Consider the following 21,747-nt stretch of genomic DNA (forward strand, 5'->3'; position numbering starts at 1 on the left):
TTTCGCTTCTGCCCGGCGGCGTCAGGTCGCGGCCCGACGCGGTCGAGGTCGACTCAGTCGAGGCCGGCGAGGTGCCGGGCCTGGCTCAGCACGTCGTCCAGCATGGCGGGTGTGAGCCGCCCGGTAAAGGTGTTCTGCTGGCTGACGTGGTACGAGCCGAGCAGCGCCGGTCCCCGCGACGAGCTGGCGGCGCCGCCCTCCGGGAGGAAGACGGCCCCGTGCCCGAACTTCGGACGCGGCACCGGCGGCTTGACGCCGTACACCGTGGACAGCGTAGGCCACCACGCCGCCCACGCGAACGCGCCGAGCGCGATCACCACCCGCAGAGTCGGCCGCAGCAGCGTGACCTCGCGGTGCAGCCAGGGGGCGCAGGTGTCGCGCTCGACCGGCGTCGGCTTGTTGTCCGGGGGCGCGCAGCGCACCGCCGCGGCGATGCGGACGTCGGTCAGGTGCAGCCCGTCGTCGCGGGACACGCTGGTGGGCTGGTTGGCCAGGCCCGCCCGGTGCAGCGCGGCGAACAGCACGTCACCGCTGCGGTCACCGGTGAAGATGCGCCCGGTGCGGTTGCCGCCGTGCGCCGCCGGGGCCAGCCCGAGGATGAGGATGCGGGCGTCGGCCGCGCCGAAGCCGGGGACCGGGCGGCCCCAGTACACCTCGTCGCGGAACGCGGCCCGCTTGGTCGCGGCGACCTCCTCCCGCCACGCCACCAGCCGGGGGCAGCGGCGGCAGCGGGAGACCTCCTCGTCGAGCGCGGCCAGCTCGGCCGCGCGCGAGGACGGGGTGCCGGCCGTCCCGGCGGGCCGCCGGGACGAGCCGTCGGCCGAGGTCACAGCTTGGTGCGCAGCAGCTCCACCGTGCGCGCCCAGGCGCTGGCCGCCGCCGAGGCGTTGTACACCTCGGGCCGGTCGTCGTTGACGAACGCGTGGTGGGTGCCGGGGTAGTCGTGCACGATGCAGGTGCCGCCGGCCTCCTCGATGGCGGCGCGGGCGGTCTTGATGCCGGGAGCGGCGGAGGTGCCGTCCTCCTCGCTGCAGTGGATCATCGCGGTCTTGCCCTGGTAGTTCGACCACTGCGGGGCCATCCGCTCCCACGGCAGCGCCGGGTAGAAGCCGACCGCGGCCGTGATCTCGTCGCTGACCGTGGCCGACCACAGGGCGAGGCTGCCGCCCATGCAGAAGCCCACCGCGCCCACGCCGCCGGTGGTCTCCGGGCGTCCGGCCAGGTACGACGCGGCGCCGGCGATGTCCTTCGCGGCCTGGTCCATGGCCAGGCCCATCATCAGCTTGCCGGCCTCGTCGGGCTCGGTGGTGTGCGCGCCGTGGTACAGGTCGGGCGCGAGCGCCACGAACCCGGCCTCGGCGAACCGGTCGGCCAGCGAGATGATGTGCGGGACCAGCCCCCACCACTCCTGGATCACGATGACCGCGGGTCCGCTGCCGCTCCTGGGCAGCGCGAGGTAGCCCTCACTGGTCCCCCCGTTGCTGGGGTAATCCACCATTTCACCCATTGGTCGTCCTCCTGACGGTCAGTCGTCATTGGCTGGTCGCACAGTCGTGGCGTTCCGGGTAGCCAACCACACCGGACGGTACCGGGGAAGACGACGGCGGCGTGGCGAAAGTTACGACTTATGGTCGTAACTCACCACGCCGCCGCAGAAGTGATATAGCGGACGCGAGCTCAGCTCACTTGGCAGCCAGGCACCAGACGTCGCCGGTGCCGGTGCCGGTGCCGTACCAGATGGCGGCGATGGCGGTGGGGAACGCGCTGCACGGGTTGCCCACGGCCATCTGCGCGCTGAAGGCGGTCTTGGTGAACTTGTCCTCGACCAGGCCGACGACCTTGTTCTTCGCCGCCGGGTCGGCGCAGTCGACGACCTTGGCGTCGTCCACGTCCTGGAACTCGTTGACGCAGTCGCCCACGCTGGCCGTGGTCACGCTACCGGTGATGTTGTCCCACAGCTCGCCCAGCCCGGCGCCCAGGCCGACCTTGACGGCGATGACGACGGCGGCGACGACCACCAGGCCGAGCACCTTCTTGATCGCTCCACCGGACTTCTTCGGCGGCTCGACGGCCTCCGGCACAGCGGGGGTGAACTGCGAACCCGCGGCGGCGGGCGCCGCAGCAGCTTCCTGCTCGCTCATTGCACATTCCTTCCGAGGGGTGCCCTCGTCCGGATCGGGTCGCGGCCGGGGCGGGAATCTCACGCAAGGTCACGGAGACGGCGTTACCTTAGCGTTGGCTGTGAATCTTCGCGACCCGGTTGACGGGCACCCTCGGCATGCGGTACGTACGGCCAGGCAGCGCCGCCGGTTCAGCGGCGCGTGCTCCACCGTTCAGCGATGACGGATCCTGGTCCGTGACGCGGGCCGCTCACTTCTTGACCGGCTCCAGGCACCACACGCTGCCCCGGCCGCCCTTGCGGCCGATCCAGATCGCGGACTCCGTCGTGGGGTACGGGTCGCAGGCGCTGTCGGCATTGAACTCGGTCTCGGTCTTGTCCGGCAGGACCCCGGCGACCCGGTTCGCCGCCTCCGCCGAGGTGCAGTCCACCACCCGCGCGTCGTTCACGTCGGCGAAGGAGTTGACGCAGTCGCCGACCTTCGCGTTCGCCACGTTGCTCTCGACGGCCTCGACGATGTCCTTGAAGAAGCCGCTGACCGCGTCCGGCTTCACGGCGAGCACCAGTCCACCCCCGCAGCAGCACAGCAGCAGCACAGCGGCGATGACGATGGCGATGGTCTTACCGGTCTTGCGGCGCGGGGGCGTCGGAACGGCGTAGTGGGACGACGGCGCCTGCTGGCCGGGCTGCTCGTACATGGGGAACCTTCGTGATCGAGGGGTGGTGGTGCGGTCATTCTGTCGTGGCCGCCCGCTCTCCGCCGACCCGTCGCCGCGCCGTCCGGCGGTTCCCGCAGCCCGCCGGACGGCACCGGCCGCAGTCCCGACCGAAAGGACGGCCCGCACGAGCCACATCGTGCGGGCCGTCCTGGTCGTTCAGCTGCGTTGCCGTCCGCTGTCCCGCCGAGGCGCGCCCGCTCTCACCGGCTGGGGCTCGGCAGCGGTGCGGGAGTTCCCGACGGGGTGACCGAGGGGGTCACGGCCGGGGACGGGGTGCCCGACGGCGACGGTCCGGCCGACGGGACGCCGGCGGCCGGCGTCTGCCACGGCAGCGGCTCCGGCGACACCGCCACCCAGGGCAGCTGCGGCGCGGTGAGGTCGGGGCAGGACGGGTAGACGACCCGCCACTCCCAGCCCCGGCCACCTCCGTTGGGGCCCTCCCAGCCGAAACGCTGCGCGCAGTAGCCGAGCACGATCGGGCTGCCGTCCTGGTCGACCAGGCGCGCGCCCTGGATGATCTGGCCGTCCGGGCCGAGCACGAAGATGTCGTTGACCTGCTGATACGGGTCGGGTGCCCAGGACGTCGGCGACGACTCCCGCCAGAACGAACCCATCAGGCGGTCGTCCGCCGCGACCCACAGCCCCAGCCCGAACACCGCCACCACCGCCGTCACCGCGCCCAGCGCCACCCGATCCCGGCGACGGGTGGGCGGAGCCGCCGCGGTGCGCCGGCCGAGCCAGATCGAGCCGATCACGAACACGGCCAGCACCAGCAGGCCGAGCACGGTGCTGCCCTCGAAGCGCGGCAGCAGGCCCAGCCCGTCGCCGTCCCGCCACAGCTGCGCCACCAGCATCGCGGCCAGCCAGCCGCGCACGACCCACCAGGCCGGGCGCAGCAGCGCCAGGAACTCGCCGAGGCGCGCGTACCCGATGACCGGGCCGAGCCGGCGGTCCAGCCCCGACCAGCGCGCCCGCACGCGGGACACGGCCCGCCCGGCCCAGGCGAACGTCCGGCTGGGACCCCCCGTGTGGCCCAGCGTCGCGCGCAGTTCGGCGGCGTACGCGCTGGGCGGCCCGAGCCGCTCGGTCAGCGTCGCGCCACCGCCCTCGGCCTCGATCTCCGCCGCCACCTCGGCCAGGTGCGCCGGCAGGTCCTCGAGCAGGTCGTTGCGTGCCTGCTCGGGCAGATCAGCCAGGGCCGCGCCGACCTGCGCCGCATACTGTGCGATCTCGACTTGCTCGCTCATGCCCTCTCCTCGCTGCGCTCGTCGTCGGCATGACCCAGACTCATGACTCGCTCGTAGAACTCGCTCATGCCGGCTCCCTCAGCAGGGTGTTCATCGTGGAGGCGAACTCGCGCCAGACGTCGCCGCCCTGCTTGAGCTGGGTGCGGCCGGCCGGGTTGAGCGCGTAGTACTTGCGGTGCGGGCCCTCCTCGGAAGGCACCACGTACGTGGTGAGGTAGCCGGCCGCGAACAGCCGGCGCAGGGTGCCGTAGACGGAGGCGTCGCCGATCTCGGTCAGCCCGGCGGTGCGCAGGCGGCGGAGGATGTCGTACCCGTAGCCGTCGTCGTCGCGCAGCACGGCGAGCACGGCCAGGTCGAGGACCCCCTTGAGCAGTTGGGTGGTATCCACGCTCAGCACAGTAGTTCGCTATGCACAGTACCGCAAGCAGCGGACTACCTCGTGGCGCGTAATGTGCTGGTCAGTCGTGGATGGAGGCGGCGATGCCGTCGAGGATGTCGTGTTCGGAGACGACGATCTCGTCGAAGCCGGTCTGCCGCATGATCTCTCGCAGGATCAGCCCACCCGCGATGATCACGTCTACCCGGCCCGGGTGCATCACCGGGATCGCCGCCCGCGTGCCGTGGTCCATCGCGGACAGCTCCGCGGCCAGCCGCTCGATCGTCACGGCGGGCAGCACCGAGTGGTGGATCCGGGCCGGGTCGTAGCGGTCCAGGCCCAGCGCGATGCCGGCCAGCGTGGTGACCGTGCCCGCCACCCCGACCAGCGTGGCCGGGCCGGTGCCCACGTGGGCCAGCGCCCGCGCCACGGCGGCGTCGATGTCGGCGGTGGCCGCGTCGAGCTGCGCGGATGTAGGCGGATCGGTGGGCAGGTGACGTTCGGTCATGCGTACGCAGCCGATGTCCATGCTGATCGAGCTGTCCACCGTACGGTGGCCCCGGACGAACTCGGTCGAGCCGCCGCCGATGTCCACCACCAGGTACGGCCCGCTGCCGTCCAGCCCGCTGACCGCGCCCCCGAAGGACAGCGCGGCCTCCTCGGTGCCGGTGATGACCTCGGCCGGCTGCCCGAGCGTGGCGCGCACCATGTCGTGGAAGTCCGCCGCGTTCGCCGCGTCGCGGGTGGCGCTGGTGGCGACCATGCGGATGCGGCTCACCCCGTGCGACTCGATGAGCCCGCGGTACTCGGTCAGCGCGACCCGGGTGCGCTCGATCGCTGCCGGGTCGAGGCGGCCGGTGCGGTCCACGCCCGCGCCCAGGCGCACGATGCGCATCAGGCGTTCGACGTCGCGGCCGTCGGCGGTGATCAGCAGGCGGATCGAGTTGGTGCCACAGTCGATCGCGGCGACGGCATCTCCCACGTCACCACCCTACAGCCGTTAAGAAGGGCACCTTCCACTACGTATAACGATGTGAAGGTGCCCTTCCTTTCACAAGTGGAGGAGCATGCGGGTGTTGCCGAGGGTGTTGGGTTTGACGCGTTCGAGGCCGAGGAATTCGGCTACGCCTTCGTCGTAGGAGCGGAGGAGCTGCTCGTAGACGGGTGGGGGGACGGGGGCGCCGTCGATCTCGGTGAAGCCGAAGGAGGCGAAGAAGCGGGTCTCGAAGGTCAGCACGAAGACGCGGCGTACGCCGAGCTCGCGGGCGTCGTCGAGGAGGGCTTCGACGATCTGGTGGCCGACGCGGCGGCCGCGCCAGGTCGCGTCCACGGCGACGGTGCGGATCTCGGCCAGGTCCTCCCAGAGCACGTGCAGCGCGCCGCAGCCGACGACCGCGCCGTCGTCGTCGACGGCCACCCGGAACTCCGGCACGTCCTCGTATATCGCGACGGTGGCCTTGCTCAGCAGCCGGCGCTCACCGCTGTAGGTGTCGATCAGGCGGCGGATGCCGCGCACGTCGGCGGTGCGGGCCTTGCGTACGGTCAGCTCACTCAACGCAGGGACCCGCCGTCCACCACGGCTCGACCAGCGCGATCACCTCGTCGCCGAACGGGTTCACCCCCGGGCCGGCGGCCAGCGCGTGGCCCAGGTGCACGTGCAGGCACTTGACCCGGTCGGGCATGCCGCCCGCGGAGACGTTCTCGATCTCCGGCACGTTCCCGATCGCCTCGCGGCGGGTCAGGTAGTCCTCGTGCGCCTTCAGGTACGCGGCGCGCAGCTCCGGATCGGTGCGCAGCTGCTCGTTCATCTCCTTCATCAGCCCGGCCGACTCCAGCCGGCTGCACTCCGCGGTCGCCCGCGGGCAGGTCAGGTAGAACAGCGTCGGGAACGGAGTGCCGTCGGGCAGCCGGGGCACCGTCTCCACCACGTCGGGCTTGCCGCACGGGCAGCGGTGCGCCACCGCCCGGGTGCCGCGCGTGGGGCGGCCGAGCTGGGCGCGGACCGCGGCGAGATCGGACTCGGTCGCCTCCTGCCGCGTCGGCGCCGGCACGAGGTCGCGATCCATGGGTGCTCCTAGTTCTTCTGCTCCGGCTCCGGGTCCAGGCGGGTCCAGAGCTTGCCGTACCAGCTGTCGGGCTCGGCGGGCGGCGGCGGTTTCGGGGTCTGGTCCTGGTCGGTCTTGCCGTCCGGGTCCCAGATCGGGATCAGCGGGGTCTGCCCCGGGGAGACCCAGAAGAAGCGGCGGCGGACCTGAGCCTTGATGTACTCGTCGTCCTTCCACTTCTCGGCCTGGCGCTCCAGCCCCGCGATGCGCTCCTGCTGCTCCAGCTGCGACTGCCGCATCGCATCGATCTCGGCGAGCTGGGTGAGGTAGACGCGCACCGGGTAGGCGTAGCCCAGCGCCAGCGCCGCGAGGATCACCAGCAGCGCGGTGGCCCGGCCGGTGAGGCCGTGCGGGTTGGGGGCGCTGGTGCGTTTGGCCGCTCCGGCGGCGGCGGCGCGGCGGGCGGCGGCGGGACGGCTCTGCGAGCGCTCGCCCTCCCGGGTGCGCACGGAGGCGGTGCCGCGGGCGCTGCCCCGGGCGCCGCCCTGGGGGCGGCGCACCGGCCCCTGTCCTCCAGGCTGTCGCCGCTGCATCACCCCTCCCCCCTGCGCGATGATCGAAGCTCCTTCCACGTCCGGCGTGGAGCATGAAAGGAGCTTCGATCACATGCTAGGCCCTGTGCCGCGACAGCGTCACAGACCCGCGCGGTTGCTTACGTTCGCTTACTTTCCCGCGGTGTAACGCGGGAACGCGGCCGCGCCGGCGTAGCGGGCCGCGTCGGCCAGCTCCTCCTCGATGCGCAGCAGCTGGTTGTACTTGGCGACGCGGTCCGAGCGGGCCGGCGCGCCGGTCTTGATCTGGCCACAGCCCATCGCGACGGCGAGGTCGGCGATGGTGGTGTCCTCGGTCTCGCCCGAGCGGTGGCTCATCATGGTGCGGAAACCGTTGCGGTGGGCCAGCTCGACGGCGTCGAACGTCTCGGTCAGCGAGCCGATCTGGTTCACCTTGACCAGCACCGCGTTGGCCGCGCTCTCGGCGATGCCGCGGGCGATGCGGGTCGGGTTGGTGACGAACAGGTCGTCACCGACGATCTGGATCTTGCCGCCGAGCTGGGCGGTCATCGCGCTCCAGCCCGCCCAGTCGTCCTCGGCCAGCGGGTCCTCGATCGACACGATCGGGTACGACTCGGCCAGCTTGGCGTAGTACGCGATCATCTCCTCGCGCGACTTCGCGACACCCTCGAAGGTGTACACGTCGTTGTCGAAGAACTCGGTCGCGGCCACGTCCAGCGCCAGCACGATGTCGCTGCCCAGGGTGTAGCCGGCGGCCTGCACGGCCTCCGCGATCAGGTCCAGCGCCGCGGCGTTGGTCGGCAGGTTCGGCGCGAAGCCGCCCTCGTCGCCCAGGCCGGTGGACAGGCCCTTCTTCTTCAGCACGCTCTTGAGCGCGTGGTAGACCTCGGCCCCCGAACGCAGCGCCTCGCGGAAGTTCGGCGCGCCGATCGGCGCGATCATGAACTCCTGGATGTCCACGTTGGAGTCGGCGTGCGCGCCGCCGTTCATGATGTTCATCATCGGCACCGGCAGCAGGTGCGCGTTCGGGCCGCCCAGGTAGCGGAACAGGCTCAGCTCCGCGCTCTTCGCGGCGGCCTTCGCGATCGCGAGCGAGACGCCCAGGATCGCGTTCGCGCCCAGCACGGACTTGTCCGGGGTGCCGTCCAGCTCCAGCATCTTGGCGTCGATGAGGCGCTGCTCGCTGGCCTCGTACCCGATCAGCTGGTCGATGATCTGGTCTTCGATGTTGGCGACGGCCTTCTCGACGCCCTTGCCCAGGTAGCGGCTCTTGTCGCCGTCGCGCAGCTCCAGCGCCTCGTAGGCGCCGGTGGAGGCGCCGGAGGGCACCGCGGCGCGGGCGATGGTGCCGTCGTCGAGACCGACCTCGACCTCGACGGTCGGATTGCCGCGGGAGTCGAGGATCTCCCGGGCTACGAAGCCTTCAATGGTGGCCACGTGTGCTCCCTCGTTCCATGTGCGCTCACTGGCGTGGTCGTCGGCAATGACATCCCCTGGCCGGAGCGGCCGGTGCGTACCCAGGCAGCCTATCGAGCCGTCACGGCGCCGGGCTCTTCGGCCGGTGGTCCACCACCCGCGCTCCCTCGGGCAGCGCGAAGACCTCCGCCGGGGGCGACGTGGAGATCCGGGTCAGCGCCTGGTCGATGACCACCCCGCCGACCACTCCCGCGAAGCTGGCCAGCACCCCGGCCGCGGTCACGCAGACGGTGAACCCGCCCGCCTCGGCGTCGGTCAGCCCGGACACCTCCAGGCAGGTCGCCTGCTGGCCGGCCAGGGTGACGTCGCGCGCCTCCACGTCGGCCTGCGACTGCAGCTGCGCGGCCTGCAGCAGGTCGGCGACGATCGGCGCGGTGACCAGCCCGTGCCGGGTCACCTCGCCGTAGCCGGTGAGCGCGGCCGGGCCGGGCGCGGGCAGCGCGCGGATCTGGCAGCGCGCCGGGCGCACCGCGGTGACGCAGGCGGTCTGCCCCTCCGGGTCGACCAGGAGCCGGCCGCCCGGGTAGGCGTACACCTCCCGGGCGGGCTTGGTCTGCTGCGAGATCTCGCCGCGCACCCCGCCGGCCAGCAGGTACTCCGCGTGGTACGGCCGCTGCGAGGCGCGCTGCAGCTGCGCCGACATGTCACCGAGCAGCCGGGCGCGGTCGGGCGCGACGCCGTCGTCGGTGATGGCCTGGCAGCCGGTGAGCGCGAGCAGCCCGCCGAGCAGCGGGGCGAGGACGGCGGCGCGCCGGAATACGGGGAGTCGCTTGGCACGCCGCGAGCGCGGCGGCGTGCCGGGACGAGCCGTATTCAGCATGGGCGACAGCTTCCCCCATCGCGCCTGCGCCGCGCAAACCTTCACAGGCCGAGCAGTGTGCGCAGGTGGCGAGGGGCGGGCGAGCCGTACGACAGCATGCGGTCGTGCCATTCACGCGGCGTGACGCCGGCCGGACGTCGCCTCGCGATCTCGGCGACCTCCGCCCAGCCCACGAAGTACGTCGAGAGCTGTGTCGAGGACAGCAGCGAGCGCCGCCACTTGCCGGCCGCCTCGCCCTCCTCCTGGAAGCCGCGGTCCAGCATGAGCGCCATGCCGTCGGCCTCGCTGAGGTCCTCGCAGTGCACGAGCTGGTCGAGGATCGCGTTGATGCTGCTGCGCAGCTGCATCTTCAGCTGGGTGGCCCGCACCGGCAGGCCGCCGTATCCACGTTCGACCATCGCCTGCTCCGCGTAGACGGCCCAGCCCTCGATGAACGTGCCGGAGCGGCCCAGCGCCCGCACCCGGGTGCTGCCCCGGTAGCGGCGGGCGTGCGCCAGCTGCAGGAAGTGCCCCGGCATGGCCTCGTGCACGGTCAGGTTGCGGATGGCGTGGTCGTTGTACTCGCGGTAGAACGACTCGACCCGCTGCGCGGGCCAGCCCGCCGGGGTCGGCGCGATGCAGTAGAACGTGGGCACCACCGCGGTCTCCAGCGCGCCCGGCGGGTCGCAGTAGGCCACCGCCACGCCCCGCGAGAACTCGGGCATCTCCTCGATGACCAGCGGATCGTCGATGAGGGTGATCAGGTCGTGCTCGCGGACGAACGCGGTGGTCTCCTCGACCGCGTGGTACGCCAGGCCCACGATCGAGTCGTTGTCCGGGTGCTCGGCGGCGATCAGGTCCAGGGCGCGGCGCACCGTCTCGTCGTCGGCCTTGCCGCCGACCAGCTCGACGGCGACCTCGCGCAGCTCGGCGGTGACCCGCTCGAGGTTGTCCTGCGCCCGCTTGAGCACCTCCGCGGCGCCCAGCTCCGTGTCCAGGGTGTGCCACAGCTTGGCCTCCCAGAGCCGGCGGCCCAGCCGCGGGTCCCGGCCCTCGCCGCGCTCGGCCTGCGTGGCGCACCAGGCCGCGAAGTCGTCGAGCGCCAGCACCGCCTCCGCCGCGACCAGCTGCATCTGCTCGGCCAGGCCCGGCTCCTGCAGCAGCAGCCGGGGCAGCTCCTCGCGCACCAGCGCGGCGGTGCCCGCGAACTGGCCGGCCGCGGTCTCCAGGTGGATCCGGGGCGCGTCGCGCAGCACCGTACGCGCCGTGGCCAGCGCGTCGGGCACCTGGAGCAGCCGGCCCGCCAGCGCGTGCAGGCGCTGCTCGACCGGGGCGAACGGCCGGGCCATCAGCGCGTGCAGCAGCGCGCCCGGGTTGTGCCGCAGCGGGTTCCACTGGTGCGAGCGCACCTCGGTCAGCTCGAACAGCTGACGGTCGACCAGTGAGCTGAGGATGGCGTGGTCGACTCGCTCCTCGTCGTCCAGCGAGTCCGCGTCCACCTGCGACAGCGCGTCGGCCGCGTCTCGCAGCATGTTGACGTCGGCGGTGGTGCCGTCGGGCGACAGGTCCGGCAGGCGGTCGTCGAAGCGGTGGTCACCGGCCGAGGCGGCCAGCTCGGGCGACGACTCCAGCAGGGCGTCGGCGATGTGCTCCGCCAGCGGTGCGAACTCCAGCGTCATCGCCTCAACGTACCCGCCGCCCCCGCGATCGCTCGACTTGCCAGGCACCTGTGCGTATCTTGACCGCTCTTTCGCCCACTTGCCGGGCAAGTCGGACGATCAAGACCCGTTCGTGACCGTGTCGGCGTAGTGGTGGAGTTCCTCGCGGAGGGCGGCTTCGGGGTCGGCGCCGGCGCCGGCGGCGGCGACCAGGGCGAGCAGGCGGCCGCCGAGGGTGTCGGACGGCGCGGGTTCGGGCAGGCCGTGGCGGCGGGCGCGGGAGAGCAGCTTGGCGGCCAGTGTCAGGGAGGGCAGCGACCAGGTCACCCCGTCCAGCGGTGCGCGCTCGCCGCCCTTCTCCTCGGCCTTGACGCGCTCCCAGGTGGCGATGATCTCCTCGATGTCCTCGGCCGGGGTGTCCGCGAACACGTGCGGGTTGCGGCGGATCATCTTGGCCACGAAGTCACCGGCCACGTCGTCGACGTTCCAGCGCTCGTCCTCGGGCAGCTCCTGGGCGAGCTGGGCGTGGAACAGCACCTGCAGCAGCACGTCGCCCATCTCGTCGCGCACCGCCGCGTGGTCCCCGGCGACGATCGCGTCGTACGCCTCGTACGCCTCTTCCAGCAGGTACTTCGCCAGGGTGCGGTGGGTCTGCTCGCGCCGCCAGGGATCGCTGCTCTGCAACCGGTCGGTGACCGCCACCGCGTCGAGCAGGCGCGCGCCGGGCGGGTCCCAGGAGCCGTACATCAGCTCCAGCTCGGCGAGGCCGGGTTCACGGGCCAGCCGCAGGCCGAGTTCGCGGGCGAGGGACTCGTCGCCGCCCGGCCCGGCCAGCCACACGGCCACCGGCTGCGCCGCGTCGAGCAGCGTCGCCGCGCTCGCGTCCGGGACGACGGCGACCGCCGCGCCTGAGGCACGCAGGGCGGCGGTGTGCTCGTTCTCCGCGCCGGTCAGCACCGGATGTGCCCGTACGACGTCCCACGCGGCTGCCGTGAGCAGCCCCGCGGGCATCCGCGGGGACGTGACGAGCAGGATGATCCGGCGGTCAGCCGTCACTGCTGAGGCTGGGGCTCGGCGGCCGCGTCCGTCGGGAGCACGCCGTCCTCGACCGCGTCGGCCGGCTGGCCGAGGCCGAGGCTGAGCGCCGGACCCTGGTTGAAGCTGAGCACGGCGAAGTTCATCGGCCGGTAGCGCGGGTTGACCGAGACGTTCATGGCCTCCGCGGTGTCCTTCAGCACGTTGCGCTTGGCCAGCGCATCGCCCAGCTCGCCGCTCTGGGCCAGCTGCGGGGCGACCTTGTCGAAGCTGTTGGCCGGGTCGGCGGCGTTGATCGCGCCGACCGCCACGCCGTTGTCGTAGACCTCGCGCAGCTCCGCGGGGGTCGGCTGGACGCCCTTGACCGGCAGGTTCTCGCGGCAGTTCTGCAGGCTCTGCTGCAGGCCGGCCAGCGCGGGCTGGCCCGGCTGGGTCTGCACGGGCGGCAGGGTCGCCTTCAGATCCGCGGCGGCGCGCTTGCAGACCTCGTCGAGCACCAGCAGCTGCACGACCTGGTAGCGGTCGGGCACGGCCTGCGGATCGATGTTCGGGATCTTCTTGACCTCGTCGATCAGGTCCGTCACCTGCTCCTCGGTGAACGTGGTGTCCCCCGCGTACGCGGCGACGTTCGGATTCGACCGGCAGGCGGTCAGGGCCAGCAGGGCGACGGCGATGCCGGCCGCGGCGGTCAGACGGCGCACGGAATCCTCCAGTGACAGGCGCTTACGCCGCCACTCTCTCACGAACGGCGACTCCGGGAGATCTCAGGGTGGATTCAGGTGTTCGGAGGGCGCGTAGACCCCCTCCGGCACGGCAGAATTCCGCCCGTGACGACGCAGACGCTTCCTCGTACCACCTCGGGCTGGGTGGGCCTGGCCCGCAGTGGGCCCGACGCAGGCCAGGGCCCCGCGGTGGTCGCCGCCGTCTACCGGCTCTGGCTGGTCGCCTTCGCGCTGAAGATGCTGGGCTCGACCTGGGACATGTCGTGGCACTTCAAGTGGCTGCGCGACGACGCGGCCCCGCCGCACCTGCTGAACACCGCGGGTACGGTCATCGTGGTGGCCCTGGTGCTGTTCCAGGCGTACCACAACGTGGGCGTCGACAAGGCCGCGAAGCGTCTGATGGTCGGCGGCACGGCGACGTTCCTGATCGCCATCCCGATCGACATCCTGAACCACCGGATCAACGGCCTGGACATCACGGCCTGGAGCGCCAGCCACGCCCTGCTGTACATCGGCACCGCGTTCATGCTGCTCGGCGTCGCCCGCGGCTACTGGATCTCCACCCCGCCCAGCCGCGCCCGCACCGTGGTCAGCGCCTTCATCTGGGGCTTCTTCCTGGAGAACGTCCTGTTCCCCAGCCAGCACCAGGAGTACGGCCAGCTCTCCCTGGAGAGCTGGCTGGCGGGCAAGCCCACCGCCGAGCCGATCCTGCTGCAGTTCGCTGCCGACCAGATCGGCCGCCCGGTCGACAAGATCGCGGTCACGGGCTTCGCGCTCCCGGTCGACTCCTGGGTCTACCCTGCCTGGATCACCGGCGCGGCGCTGCTGACGCTGGTCGCCGCCCGCGCGATCATCGGCGCGCGTTTCACCGCCACCGCCATCGCCGCCTCCTACGTGGCATACCGCCTGGTCATGTGGGGGCTGCTGGCCGGCACGGGCTTCCCGAAGTCCATCCCGCCGCTGCTGCTGCTCGCCGGCGCGATCGCGATCGACATCGTCTTCCTCGCCTTCGCCGGTTCGCGCGGTAAGAAGTCGCTGATCCCGCAGCAGGCCGGGCCGGAGCGGGTCGCCGTCGCGAAGGGCTCGTCCGGGCTCGGCGTCGCTCTGGTCGCCGCGGTCTTCGGCGCCGCGGTCGCCACCGCGGCCACCGCGGGTGCGACCTGGCTGCAGGACTTCTTCATCGGCACCCCGCCGATCGACTACCCCGCCTTCGGCTACGGCTTCGCCGTCCTCGCCCTCGGCTGGGCGATCATCGCCGTGGTCACCAACCGCCAGCGGGCCTGACCCCCCAGCTCGACAACTCTTAAAAACGTGCGGCCTCCCCGTCCTGGGAGGCCGCACGTTTTTAAGAGTTGCGGCGTATGGCGAGCGGGTCAGGCGAGCCAGTCGTGTTCCATGCGGACTCGGGCTTCGAGTTCGAGGAGGTGGCGTTTGGCGGGCAGGCCGCCGCCGAAGCCGACGAGCTTGCCGCCCGCGCCGACCACCCGGTGGCATGGCACCACCACGGCGACCGGGTTGCGGTTGCAGGCCACACCGACCGCGCGGGCCGCGTCGGGCTCGCCGACCGCCCGGGCCACCTGGCCATACGTGTGCGTCTCCCCGTACGGGATGCGGGACAGCTCGGCCCAGACCGCCCGTTCGAAGTCGCTGCCCCGGCGCACCGACACGGGCAGCGTGAACTCCACCAGCTCCCCGGCGAAGTAGGCGCGCAGCTGCTCGGCGATGTCGTCGAGCAGCGGGTCCACGTCCTGGGCGACCTCCAGCGCCCCGAACTGCACCCCGCACAGCCCGAGGTCGTCGATCGCGCAGCTCAGCGGCCCGATGGGCGTGTCCACGACGGTCCAGCGGCGACTCATGTCCTCTCCTCGCGACGCTCGTCGAGGACATCTGCCAGGTTCATGATTCGCTCGCTGCGCTCGCTCATGACCCCAGCACGTCCTTCAGGAGCTGGGCGCACCAGTCGAGCAGCGCCTGGTCGCGCAGCGGCTCGCCGCCGACCCGGCGGTTCATCGGCGTGGGCACGCTGACCTGCGAGTTCGCTGTCTTGTAGACCGAGTCGGGGTGGTAGCGCTTGAGCCGCAGCTGCTTGGAGTCGGCCAGTTCCAGCGGGCCGAACCGCACGTGCCTGCCCTGCAGCGAGATCTCGGTGAGGCCGTACGCCCGGGCCGTCATGCGCAGCTTGGCGACCGCGACCAGGTTGGCCACCGGGGCGGGCGGCTCGCCGTACCGGTCGGTCAGCTCGGCGACGACCTCCTGCAGCGCCGCCTCGTCGCGGGCCGAGGCGAGCTTGCGGTAGATCTCCAGGCGCAACCGCTCGGAGTCGATGTAGTCGTGCGGCAGGTGCGCGTCGATCGGCAGGTCGATCTTGACTTCGGCGACCTCCTCCTGCGCCGCGCCGCCGCCCTTGAACTGCTGCACCGCCTCGCCGACCATGCGCACGTACAGGTCGAAGCCGACGCCCTCGATGTGCCCGGACTGCTCGCCGCCGAGCAGGTTGCCCGCGCCGCGGATCTCCAGGTCCTTCATCGCCACGTACATGCCCGCGCCCAGCTCGGTGTGCTGGGCGATGGTGGCCAGCCGCTCGTGGGCCTGCTCGGTGAGCGGCTTCTCCGGCGGGTAGAGGAAGTAGGCGTAGGCGCGCTCGCGGCCGCGGCCGACCCGGCCCCGGATCTGGTGCAGCTGGGCCAGGCCGAGCAGGTCGGCCCGCTCCAGGATGAGCGTGTTCGCGTTCGGGATGTCGATGCCGGACTCGATGATCGTGGTGGCGACCAGGACGTCGTACTCCTTCTCCCAGAAGCCGACCATCACCTTCTCCAGCGCCTCCTCGCCCATCTGCCCGTGCGCGGCGACGACCCGCGCCTCGGGCACCAGCTCCCGCAGCCGGCGCACCGCCTTGTCGATCGTCTCGACCCGGTTGTGCAGGTAGAACACCTGGCCGTCGCGCAGCAGCTCGCGGTGGATCGCGGCGGCGACCTGCTTGTCGTCGTACGCCCCGACGTAGGTGAGCACCGGGTGACGCTCCTCCGGCGGCGTGGTGATCTGGGACATCTCCCGGATGCCGGTGATCGACATCTCCAGGGTGCGCGGGATCGGCGTCGCGGACATGGTCAGCATGTCCACGTTGGTGCGCAGCTCCTTGAGGCGCTCCTTGTGCTCGACGCCGAAGCGCTGCTCCTCGTCGACGATGACCAGGCCGAGCCGGTTGAACCGGGTGCTCTTCTGGATCAGCCGGTGGGTGCCGATGATGATGTCGGCGCGGCCCTCGGCGGCCATGTTCAGCGTCTCCTCGGCCTCCTTCGGGGTCGCGAAGCGCGACAGCTGCCGCAGCACCACCGGGAACTGCGCCATCCGGTCGGAGAACGTGTTGTAGTGCTGCTGCGCCAGCAGCGTCGTCGGCACCAGCACGGCGACCTGCTTGCCGTCCTGCACCGCCTTGAACGCCGCCCGCACCGCGATCTCGGTCTTGCCGTAGCCGACGTCGCCCGCGATCAGCCGGTCCATCGGGGCCGACTTCTCCATGTCGGCCTTGACCTCCTCGATGGCCGAGAGCTGGTCGGGCGTCTCCTGGTAGGGGAACGCGTCCTCCAGCTCGCGCTGCCAGGGGGTGTCCGGGCCGAACGCGTGGCCGGGCGCGGCCTGCCGGGCGGCGTAGAGCTGGATGAGCTGCGCGGCGATCTCGCGGACCGCCTTGCGGGCGCGGGCCTTGGCCTTCTGCCAGTCGGCGCCGCCCATCTTGTGCAGCGTCGGCTGCTCCCCGCCGACGTAGCGGGAGAGCTGGTCGAGGGCGTCGGTGGGCACGAACAGGCGGTCGCCGGGCTGGTTGCGCTTGCTGGCGGCGTACTCGATGACCAGGTACTCGCGGTCCGCGCCGTTGACCTTGCGCTGGACCAGCTCGACGTACTTGCCGATGCCGTGCTGCTCGTGCACCACGAAGTCGCCCGCGCGCAGCTCCAGCGGGTCGATGGTGTTGCGCCGGCGCGACGGCATACGCCCCAGCTCGCGGGTGGTCGCCCCGCGCCCGCCGGAGATCTCCGCGCCGGTCAGCACGGCGAGCTTCGCGGCCTCGTCGACCAGGCCCAGCCGCAGCCGGCCGCAGCTCACCACGACCTGGCCCGGGTCGGGCAGCTCGGCGATCTCGTCGACGAGCACCGCGCCGACGCCCGCGTCACGCAGCACCTCGACCGAGCGCTGCGCCGGGCCGTGGCCCTCGAAGACCAGCGCCACCCGCCAGCCGTCGGCCAGCCAGCCCTTCACGTCGGCGATCACCTTCGCGGTGTCCCCGTGATACACCGTCGGCTGGGTCGCCGACCAGGTCAGCACCGCTCCGGTGTCCGGGGCGACCTCGACCTCGGGGGTGTCCAGCCACGGCTCGTCGGCGGCCTTCTCGGTGGCGACCAGCCCGAACGGGGACGTGGTCCACCAGGGCAGATCCAGGGTCGCGGCGTGCCCGCGTACCTCGGCCAGGGTCTTGAAGGCGGCGGCGCCGAGGTCGATCGGGGCCTTGCCGCCGACGGCGGCCGCGGCCCAGCTCGCCTCCAGGAACTCCTCCGAGGTGCGGACCAGGTCGTGGGCCCGGGTGCGGATGCGCTCCGGATCGGCCAGCAGCACCAGGGTGTCGCCGGGCACGCAGTCGAGCAGCAGCTGCATCGACGCACTTGCCGTCTCGCCGGGCGGAATCGCCGTTTCAGGCGATCCGCCGCGAGACGGCTGGTGCGCAGCGGGCATGACCAGCGCCGGGGACAGCGACTCCATGCCCTCCACCGGGATGCCCTCGGCGAGCTTGGTCAGCATCTCCTCCAGCGCCGGGTGCTCGGCGGCGAGCTGTGCCGCGCGTTCCCGCACGTCGGGGGTGAGCAGCAGCTCCCGGCACGGCGGGGCCCACAGCCGGTCGACCTTGGCGATGGTGCGCTGGTCGGCGACGGCGAAGGTGCGGATGTCCTCCACCTCGTCGCCCCAGAACTCGACCCGGGACGGGTGCTCGTCGGTGGGCGGGAAGATGTCGAGGATGCCGCCGCGCACCGCGAACTCGCCGCGCTTGGTGACGAGATCCACCCGGGCGTACGCGAGATCGTGCAGCGTGTGCGTCAGCTCGTCCAGCGGCGCGACCGAACCCTGGCCCAGGTCGATCGGTTCCAGGTCGCCGAGGCCCTTGAGCTGGGGCTGCAGCATGCTGCGCACCGGCGCGACGAGCACCCGCAGCGGCTGGCCCGCGGGGTGGGCGAGCCGGCGCAGCACGGCCAGCCGCCGACCGACGGTGTCCGAGCGCGGCGACAGCCGCTCGTGCGGCAGCGTCTCCCAGGCCGGGTACACCGCGACCGTGGCGGGGTCGAGGAACTCGCCGAGCGCCTCGGCCAGGTCCTCAGCCTCGCGGCTGGTCGCGGTGACCACGAGCACCGGCCGCTGCCGGGCGGCGCTCGCCACCAGGAACGGGCGGGCCGACGCGGGCGCGGTCAGGTCGAGCTGTGGTTCGGTGCGGGCGAGTTCGGTGGCCCGGGCCAGCGCGGGATCGACCGACGCCGCTTGGAGGAGTCCGGTGAGGTTCACGGGTGAGCGCCTTCCCGCCCGGTGCGCACGGGCCATGGGCAAGCCACGGCGAAAGCCCCGCAACCAGGCAGGTACGGGGTTTCGTCGTCGAGCCTACTCCTGCCCGCCGACCGGTTCACGCGCCCGACGCGCGGCGCGGCCCCGCCTTGATCCTCGGACCTGCCGGGCCCCTGTGCGTATCTTGTGGCGCCATTCGCCCAGGTGCCTGGCAAGTCGAGCGGTCTTGGTGCGCCCGCCCGCCCAGCTGCGGGCGGGCGGGGCGCAGCGGTGTCAGCCGCAGTACTTGTCCAGCTTCTCGCCCGCGGCGGTGACGGTGGCACCGTCAGTGATCTTGTCGGCGTCGTCCACCTTCTTGATCTTCTCGACCTCGGCCTTGAGCGCGTCGGCGAAGCCCTTGATGTCGGCCTTGAACTGCGGGTCCTCGGCCTTGGCCCCCTCCGCCTCGATGCCCGCCGCCCAGTTGGTGAAGACGTCCTTCATCACGGCGATCGAGGCCTTCTCGATGTCGGCCTCGGTCTTCTTGTCCTTGAGCGCCACGGCCAGCGCGTCGGTGGTCTCCTTCTCCAGCGTCTTGCCGGAGAGCACCTCCTCCAGCGCGGTGCAGACGGTCTTGGTGTTGGCCGAGTAGTCGGGGGCCGCGGCCTCCGGCTCCGCCTCGGTGCCGCAGGCGGCGGTGGCGAGCAGCGCACCGCTCAGGAAGACGGCCGCGAGCACACGACGCATGGGGTTCCTCTTTCGTGCAGGGGGATTCGCCCGGCGGACCGTCTGCGCAGGTGGCGACCGGTCGGGGCGGTTGACGACGACGATCGTGCGGCATCGCGCTGCCGGACCACGGCGCACCCACTGCCATACGCTGCCGAAACGCTGCCGTACACTGCCCGACCTGCGAAAACGTCAGCCCTGCCGGCTCATTGCCACGCGCCGAGCACCTCGTTCGGACCCCACACCACCTGGACCCGGGTACGTTCCACGTCTGGTGCGAGGCCCGACAGAGAGACGACTGCCAGGCCCGCCGACGCCGGATCGAATCCGGGAATCTGGGCCGCACTGGTGACGAGGGCCGACAGATCGCGGTTCTCGAACGGACCGGACAGCCATTTGATCGAACCGGCGAAGGCCACCTCCCGGGCCACCGGCGCGCGGTCGACGCCGACCAGGTCGACCTCGGGGTCGAACTGCCGATTCCACCACCCGCCCACTGCGGTGACCTGGGACCACGGCAGGTCCCCCGCCGCGGCGGCGAGTTCCATCGCCTCCCGCACCAGTGGCTCCACCGCCCGGCCCCGCCAGGACGACCAGCGTCGCGCCACGGTCGCCAGCGCGGTCTGCGGACGGCCCCGACGCGCCTGGTCCTGCGCCGTACGCAGGGCCGCGAGGTAGAACCGGAGATTGCTGTCGGCGATCCGGTAGAGGGCCGGTTTTCCCGGTTTGGTGGCGCACGGTTCGTCGACGGCGACCACCCGTTTCTCCTCTGTCAGGCGGCGCAGCAGCGGAGACAGCGAACCCGAGGCCAGCGGCCCCTGCCGGCCTCCCGCCGAGGCGGCGATGTTCGCCTGCGTCCGGTCCCCGCTGCCGATGGCCTCCAGCACCCGGCGCGCCTGGTCGGGTCCTGGGAACTCGGCGAGCAGCGTCGACTCCGGGATGCTGAACAGCGGGGACGCCGGGTCCTCACATTCGCGCTCCATGAACGGCAGCGCGGGCGTCCCGTGTGGCCAACCCCGCAGAATGCCCGGTAGGCCGCCGCAGACCAGGTGCGCGTCGAGGGCGTCGACCCCGTCCAGCCCGAGCGCCTGCGCGGTGTCGGCCGGGGTCAACGGGCCCAGGATCATGTTGTCCGCGCGGCCGAAGAACGGCCGGTCGTACGCGGTCAGCCGCTCCATCATGTGCAGGTCGCTGCCGAGTAGGAGGAGCAGCACCGGACGATCCCGGAGCAGCCGGTCCCAGGCTGCCTGCAACGCCCCGTCGAACATCTCGTCCTGCTCGGTCAGCCAGGGCACCTCGTCCAGGACGACCACCGACGGACTCTCGGGCAGCACCGCGGCGAGCGCCCGGAAGGCGTCCGGCCAGCTGCCCGAGGTGACCTGCGCGACTAGTTCCCGGTCGGCCGGAAGCGACGAATCACGCAGTTCACGACAGAAAGCCTCGACGGCCTCGACCGGTGAGGCGCCCTTGACCGCGGTGTGGAACAGATGAGGTCGCTGCGCCCGATCACAGAACTCCTGAACCAGCCGGGACTTGCCGACCTGCCGCCGTCCGCGCAACGCGACAGCGACTCCCGATCCACTCTGCGTGACGCGTTCGAGCCGTTTGGACAGCAGCCTCAGCTCCGTCTTCCGGCCCACGAAGTCATCGGCCACGGATGCCTCCAATTATGTAGATTGAATCTACGTAGATTCAATCTACATAACTGGGCGACCAAATGGCGTTGCCTGCGGGACGCGGCCGCTTCTACTGTTCGCCCGGTGACTCACGATCTTGCCTATCGACCAGTGGCGCTGGTCACCGGTGTCGGGCGAACCACGAACATCGGGGCGGCCGTGGCCCGGCGACTGGTCGCCGACGGCCACCGTGTGCTGATCACCGGCCACCCGTCGTACGACGCCGAGCAAGGGCTTGCCGGCGGCGACCCGGCCGGACTGGCCGACGAGTTCGGTCCGGATATGCACTGGCAGCCGTTCGACCTGACCGCGCCCGGCGGGCCGGAGGCGCTGGTCGCGGCCGCCGTCGAGCGGTTCGGCGGGGTCGACACGCTGGTGTCCTGCCACACGTACTCCACGTCCACGTCGCTGGGCGAGCTGGACGCCGCCGAGATCGACCGGCACCTGACCGTCAACGTGCGGGCGAACATGCTGCTGGTGCAGGCGTACGCCGCCGCGCACGACGACGCCCGGCCGGGCCGGATCGTGCTGTTCACCTCCGGCCAGCGGCTCGGCCCGATGACCGGTGAGCTGGCGTACGCCGCCAGCAAGGCCGCGATCGAGTATCTGACCCGGGACTTCTCCGTCCTGCTCGCCGGGCGCGGCATCACCGTGAACGCGGTCAACCCGGGCCCGAACGACACCGGCTGGGCCGACCCGGAGACCCACGCCTGGGTCCGCGACCGCTTCCCGGCCAAGCGCTGGGGAACCCCCGCCGACACCGCGAAGCTCGTCGGCTGGCTCTGCTCCCCCGACGCCGAATGGATCACCGGCCAGATCGTCGACTCCGCCGGCGGCTGGGGCGCGCACGTCGCCTGATCGCCGGCCGAGCGACCTTGATCGCTCGACTTGCCCGGCACCTGGGCGAATGCGGGGTCAAGATACGCACAGGTGCCGGGCAAGTCGGACGATCACGGGGGTGGGGCGGAGATGATCGCGAATAATGGGATGGCCCGCGTCACACCGCCGCATAGGCCACCAGGGCAGTAGCATCCACCGCAGGACAGCGCCGTCCTTC

At 71.8% G+C, this 21,747-nt stretch carries 21 protein-coding genes; 2 read left to right on the forward strand and 19 right to left on the reverse strand.

The genetic code is table 11. The features are described from left to right. Positions 1 to 53: 53 nt before the first annotated feature. From Cco03nite_RS34615 to Cco03nite_RS34685, 15 genes are all read right to left on the reverse strand, one after another. Positions 54 to 830, reverse strand: a complete 777-nt coding sequence (locus tag Cco03nite_RS34615; protein ID WP_203698109.1) for a uracil-DNA glycosylase — start codon at positions 828 to 830, stop codon at positions 54 to 56. Then, complete coding sequence (locus tag Cco03nite_RS34620) at positions 827 to 1,507, reverse strand: dienelactone hydrolase family protein (RefSeq protein WP_203698111.1); 681 nt, start codon at positions 1,505 to 1,507, stop codon at positions 827 to 829. Before Cco03nite_RS34620 ends, Cco03nite_RS34615 begins: the two co-directional genes overlap by 4 nt. A gap of 175 nt (positions 1,508 to 1,682) precedes the next feature. Further along, positions 1,683 to 2,141 carry an LppU/SCO3897 family protein gene (locus Cco03nite_RS34625; protein WP_203698112.1) on the reverse strand — a complete coding sequence of 153 codons (459 nt, stop codon included), beginning with the start codon at positions 2,139 to 2,141 and terminating at the stop codon, positions 1,683 to 1,685. Between the two features lie 229 nt (positions 2,142 to 2,370). Beyond that, the gene (locus tag Cco03nite_RS34630; RefSeq protein WP_203698113.1) at positions 2,371 to 2,817 is read right to left on the reverse strand and encodes an LppU/SCO3897 family protein; all 447 of its coding nucleotides are present in this window, start codon (positions 2,815 to 2,817) and stop codon (positions 2,371 to 2,373) included. Positions 2,818 to 3,038: 221 nt separating this feature from the next. Beyond that, positions 3,039 to 4,085, reverse strand: a complete 1,047-nt coding sequence (locus tag Cco03nite_RS34635) for an HAAS signaling domain-containing protein (protein WP_203698114.1) — start codon at positions 4,083 to 4,085, stop codon at positions 3,039 to 3,041. 64 nt (positions 4,086 to 4,149) lie between these two features. Next, complete coding sequence (locus tag Cco03nite_RS34640; protein ID WP_155374211.1) at positions 4,150 to 4,473, reverse strand: PadR family transcriptional regulator; 324 nt, start codon at positions 4,471 to 4,473, stop codon at positions 4,150 to 4,152. Between the two features lie 70 nt (positions 4,474 to 4,543). Beyond that, positions 4,544 to 5,443 carry a Ppx/GppA phosphatase family protein gene (locus Cco03nite_RS34645; protein ID WP_239167900.1) on the reverse strand — a complete coding sequence of 300 codons (900 nt, stop codon included), beginning with the start codon at positions 5,441 to 5,443 and terminating at the stop codon, positions 4,544 to 4,546. Between the two features lie 69 nt (positions 5,444 to 5,512). Beyond that, positions 5,513 to 6,016 carry an amino-acid N-acetyltransferase gene (locus Cco03nite_RS34650; RefSeq protein WP_191840828.1) on the reverse strand — a complete coding sequence of 168 codons (504 nt, stop codon included), beginning with the start codon at positions 6,014 to 6,016 and terminating at the stop codon, positions 5,513 to 5,515. Beyond that, complete coding sequence (locus tag Cco03nite_RS34655) at positions 6,009 to 6,527, reverse strand: DUF501 domain-containing protein (RefSeq protein ID WP_203698115.1); 519 nt, start codon at positions 6,525 to 6,527, stop codon at positions 6,009 to 6,011. The genes Cco03nite_RS34650 and Cco03nite_RS34655 overlap by 8 nt, the downstream gene beginning before the upstream one ends. Before the next feature lie 8 nt (positions 6,528 to 6,535). Further along, complete coding sequence (locus Cco03nite_RS34660; protein WP_239167901.1) at positions 6,536 to 7,066, reverse strand: FtsB family cell division protein; 531 nt, start codon at positions 7,064 to 7,066, stop codon at positions 6,536 to 6,538. A 162-nt stretch (positions 7,067 to 7,228) separates the two neighbouring features. Further along, positions 7,229 to 8,515, reverse strand: coding sequence for a phosphopyruvate hydratase (eno, locus tag Cco03nite_RS34665; protein WP_203698117.1), 1,287 nt, complete (start codon positions 8,513 to 8,515; stop codon positions 7,229 to 7,231). A 100-nt stretch (positions 8,516 to 8,615) separates the two neighbouring features. After that, positions 8,616 to 9,374 (reverse strand): hypothetical protein, encoded by a 759-nt coding sequence (locus Cco03nite_RS34670; protein WP_203698119.1) that lies wholly within the window; start codon positions 9,372 to 9,374, stop codon positions 8,616 to 8,618. 41 nt (positions 9,375 to 9,415) lie between these two features. Further along, positions 9,416 to 11,032: a DUF885 domain-containing protein gene (locus tag Cco03nite_RS34675; protein ID WP_203698121.1), complete on the reverse strand. Its 1,617-nt coding sequence runs from the start codon at positions 11,030 to 11,032 to the stop codon at positions 9,416 to 9,418. A 99-nt stretch (positions 11,033 to 11,131) separates the two neighbouring features. Further along, positions 11,132 to 12,022, reverse strand: a complete 891-nt coding sequence (locus Cco03nite_RS34680; protein WP_373314401.1) for a nucleoside triphosphate pyrophosphohydrolase — start codon at positions 12,020 to 12,022, stop codon at positions 11,132 to 11,134. A 41-nt stretch (positions 12,023 to 12,063) separates the two neighbouring features. Next, positions 12,064 to 12,747, reverse strand: a complete 684-nt coding sequence (locus Cco03nite_RS34685) for a hypothetical protein (RefSeq protein WP_203698124.1) — start codon at positions 12,745 to 12,747, stop codon at positions 12,064 to 12,066. A 126-nt stretch (positions 12,748 to 12,873) separates the two neighbouring features. On the opposite strand from Cco03nite_RS34685, the gene Cco03nite_RS34690 reads away from it, so the two are divergent. Further along, entirely contained in the window at positions 12,874 to 14,052 is a 1,179-nt protein-coding gene (locus tag Cco03nite_RS34690; protein WP_203698125.1) for a hypothetical protein, read from the forward strand. Between the two features lie 89 nt (positions 14,053 to 14,141). On the opposite strand, the gene Cco03nite_RS34695 is transcribed toward Cco03nite_RS34690, so the two are convergent. The 4 genes from Cco03nite_RS34695 to Cco03nite_RS34710 form a co-directional block, all read right to left on the reverse strand. After that, positions 14,142 to 14,624, reverse strand: a complete 483-nt coding sequence (locus Cco03nite_RS34695; RefSeq protein WP_203698127.1) for a methylated-DNA--[protein]-cysteine S-methyltransferase — start codon at positions 14,622 to 14,624, stop codon at positions 14,142 to 14,144. A gap of 64 nt (positions 14,625 to 14,688) precedes the next feature. Further along, positions 14,689 to 18,312, reverse strand: coding sequence for a transcription-repair coupling factor (gene mfd / locus Cco03nite_RS34700; RefSeq protein ID WP_373314399.1), 3,624 nt, complete (start codon positions 18,310 to 18,312; stop codon positions 14,689 to 14,691). Positions 18,313 to 18,582: 270 nt separating this feature from the next. Beyond that, a complete protein-coding gene (locus tag Cco03nite_RS34705) occupies positions 18,583 to 19,035 on the reverse strand; it encodes a hypothetical protein (RefSeq protein ID WP_203698131.1) in 453 nt (150 codons plus the stop codon). Positions 19,036 to 19,220: 185 nt separating this feature from the next. Beyond that, positions 19,221 to 20,669 carry an ATP-binding protein gene (locus tag Cco03nite_RS34710; protein ID WP_203698133.1) on the reverse strand — a complete coding sequence of 483 codons (1,449 nt, stop codon included), beginning with the start codon at positions 20,667 to 20,669 and terminating at the stop codon, positions 19,221 to 19,223. A gap of 105 nt (positions 20,670 to 20,774) precedes the next feature. Between Cco03nite_RS34710 and Cco03nite_RS34715 the strand changes: the two genes are divergently transcribed. After that, entirely contained in the window at positions 20,775 to 21,548 is a 774-nt protein-coding gene (locus Cco03nite_RS34715; RefSeq protein ID WP_203698135.1) for an SDR family oxidoreductase, read from the forward strand. Positions 21,549 to 21,747 lie beyond the last annotated feature (199 nt).

Source organism: Catellatospora coxensis (genome assembly GCF_016862635.1).
Classification (GTDB): domain Bacteria; phylum Actinomycetota; class Actinomycetes; order Mycobacteriales; family Micromonosporaceae; genus Catellatospora; species Catellatospora coxensis.